A 2,514-nucleotide genomic window follows, 5' to 3' on the forward strand; every position below is an offset into this window, starting at 1 on the left:
GGCGGACCGGGCCGCCCGCAGGACCCGCGCGGCCCGCCGCCGCGTCCCACGCGAGTGGGCGGCGCTGCTGGAGTCGGCCGGTTTCACCGGCGTCCGCGCCGAGGCGGGCCGCGCGGCCGTCTTCGAGGCCGAGCACGCCGCCGCCGCGTGGGTGCTGATCGTCCGGACGTCCGGAGAACTGCTCTCCTGGTACTCCGGGCTGGACGAGCGCACCCGCGACGCCGTCCACCGCGAAGCCGTGCAGGTGCTCGCCGCCCGCTTCCCGGACGGCCCGGTGCGCCCGCCGGGCGAGGTCGTCCTGCTCACCGGCACCAACCCGGGATGAGCCGGAGGCGCGTCAGCGGACGCGCCGCGCGACCAGATGCCAGAACCGGGCCGTCCGCAGGTACGGCTCGCGGTCGCACAGCGCCAGCTCGAGCCGCTCCAGGCGCTCGGCGAACGCCGGGTCGTGCTTCAGGCCGTCGTCCGCGACGAGGTCGCTGACGCACCGGATCCCGAACCGGTGCGTCACCACGCAGCCCGCCGCGCCGAGGACGCGCGCGGCGTCGTCGGCCTCCACGCGGCGCATCTCCCGGCCGAACGTCTCCGACCGCAGGGTCGGCGCGTCCAGCATGGCCAGCGCCGCGTCCGGGTCGGCGAGCCGCACCGCGCGGGACAGGACGTCCATCGCCGGGTTGGGGGACAGCAGCGAGACCGCCCCGTTCGGGCGCGCGGCCCGGGCCACCGCCGCCACCGAGCGCGCGGGGTCGTCCCGGTAGTGCAGCACGTTGTGGCACAGGACCAGGTCGAACACGGGACCGAGGGACGCCGCCTCGGCCAGGTCGCCGAGGACGGCGCGCACCCGGCCGGTGAGCCCGGCGTCCGCGGCGGCGCGCTCGGCGCGGGCGAGCAGCGCGGCGGAATGGTCCAGGACGGTCACGTGGTGCCCGAGGTCCGCGAGGGGCAGCGCGTCGCCGCCGTCCCCGCCGCCGACGTCCAGCACGCGGAGCGGACGGCCCGCCGCCACCCCGGCGGAGCGGGCGAGGGTGTGCGCGACCAGGCGGAACCGGAGCCGGTTCCACGGGGCTGCGCGCCACCGGTCCCAGGCGTCCGCGCGCGCGTCGAACGCGGCCGCGTCCTGCCCCGCGTCCTGCCCTGCGGTCATCGCGTGCTCCTTCCCGCCCGGCCGATTCACTACTAATATATATAGTGTGCTGCGTGGCATCCCGAGGGACGAGACGGCCGGGATGGCGGTGGTCCCGGGCGCGGTCTTCCGGCTCGGGTCGCCTCCCTGGATGGCCCGCTGGCTGGAGTCGGAACCGCAGCCGCTGCCCGGGGCGTGGTTCGCGGACGAGACGCCGCAGATCGAGGTCGACGTCCCCGCCTTCCGGATCGACCGGTGCCCCGTGACCGTCGCCCAGTTCGCCGAGTTCGCAGACGCTACCGAATATGTAACCGATGCCGAGCGTGCCGGGTACGGCATGGTGTACGGCGAACGGTTCTGGGAGGAGCGCGCGGGCGCGTGCTGGCGGACGCCCGGCGGCCCCGGGACCGGCGTCGCCGATCGCGCGGACCATCCGGTCGTCCACATCTCCTGGAACGACGCGTCCGCGTATGCCTGGTGGGCGGGCAAGCGGCTGCCCACCGAGGCCGAGTGGGAACTGGCGGCCCGCGGCGTCCGGTACCGGATCTGGCCCTGGGGCGACACCTGGCCGCCCGGCCGGGCGAACACCGCCGAACTCCACGCCGGACGCCTGGACGCCCTGGACGCCTGGCTCGACTGGTGGCGGGACACCTGCCGCGAGCACGGCCCCCTGCCCCGGACGACACCGGTCGGCATGTTCTCGCCCGCCGGTGACAGCGTCCACGGATGCTCCGACATGGCGGGCAACGTGTACGAGTGGACCGCCACACCGTCCCAGCTGTACGCCGACGACGCGCCCTGCGACGCCGCCCTGCGCCGCGTCATGGGCCGCTACCGGGTCATCCGGGGCGGCTCGTGGATGAACTTCCGCTACCAGGTCCGGTGCAGCGAGCGCATGCACGGCGACCCGGGTGGATGGTCCAACTTCGCGCTCGGATTCCGGTGCGCGGCGTCCGGCGCCGGTCCCGGTTTCGGACGTGACGAGTCGGGAGGTTGAGATGGCCAGGATCCTGCTGCCGGCCGGATGGACCCACGGGAGCGAGACCGAGTTCGACGTCCCGGACGGCCCGCTCGCCGAGGTCATCAAGGGGTTCGCCCGCGCCCATCCGGCGCACCGCCGCCGCCTGCTCGGCGAGGACGGCGAGCCCCTCGGCTACTTCAACGTGTACGTGGACGACGACCCCGTGGAACGCGCCGACCGCGCGGCCGCCGAGGTCGGCGCCGACAGCGTAGTCACGATCGTCCCGCCGCTCGCGGGCGGCTGAACCGCTCGGGGCGTCACGCGTGCAGTGACCAGGGGTCGGTGACGGCGTGCGACACCGTCACCCGGACGGACGGCCGCAGCCGGGCGGCGACCGCGTCGAGCCGGGGACGGCGCGTCGCCCACGCCC

4 protein-coding genes are annotated in these 2,514 nt (G+C 75.6%); 3 read left to right on the plus strand and 1 reads right to left on the minus strand.

Annotation, left to right across the window (positions count from 1 at the left end):
• Positions 1 to 325: hypothetical protein (locus EBO15_RS44980; RefSeq protein ID WP_158628513.1), on the plus strand; the 325-nt coding region annotated here is incomplete at its 5' end.
• Between the two features lie 12 nt (positions 326 to 337).
• Here the strand turns inward: EBO15_RS44980 and EBO15_RS43165 are convergent.
• Positions 338 to 1,144 carry a methyltransferase domain-containing protein gene (locus tag EBO15_RS43165; protein ID WP_122200188.1) on the minus strand — a complete coding sequence of 269 codons (807 nt, stop codon included), beginning with the start codon at positions 1,142 to 1,144 and terminating at the stop codon, positions 338 to 340.
• A gap of 46 nt (positions 1,145 to 1,190) precedes the next feature.
• On the opposite strand from EBO15_RS43165, the gene EBO15_RS43170 reads away from it, so the two are divergent.
• Both EBO15_RS43170 and EBO15_RS43175 read left to right on the plus strand, forming a co-directional pair.
• Positions 1,191 to 2,120: a formylglycine-generating enzyme family protein gene (locus EBO15_RS43170; RefSeq protein ID WP_233616866.1), complete on the plus strand. Its 930-nt coding sequence runs from the start codon at positions 1,191 to 1,193 to the stop codon at positions 2,118 to 2,120.
• 1 nt (position 2,121) lies between these two features.
• The gene (locus EBO15_RS43175) at positions 2,122 to 2,388 is read left to right on the plus strand and encodes a ubiquitin family protein (protein WP_122200190.1); all 267 of its coding nucleotides are present in this window, start codon (positions 2,122 to 2,124) and stop codon (positions 2,386 to 2,388) included.
• Positions 2,389 to 2,514: the final 126 nt, after the last annotated feature.

This window comes from Actinomadura harenae, from assembly GCF_003696215.1.
Lineage (GTDB): Bacteria > Actinomycetota > Actinomycetes > Streptosporangiales > Streptosporangiaceae > Spirillospora > Spirillospora harenae.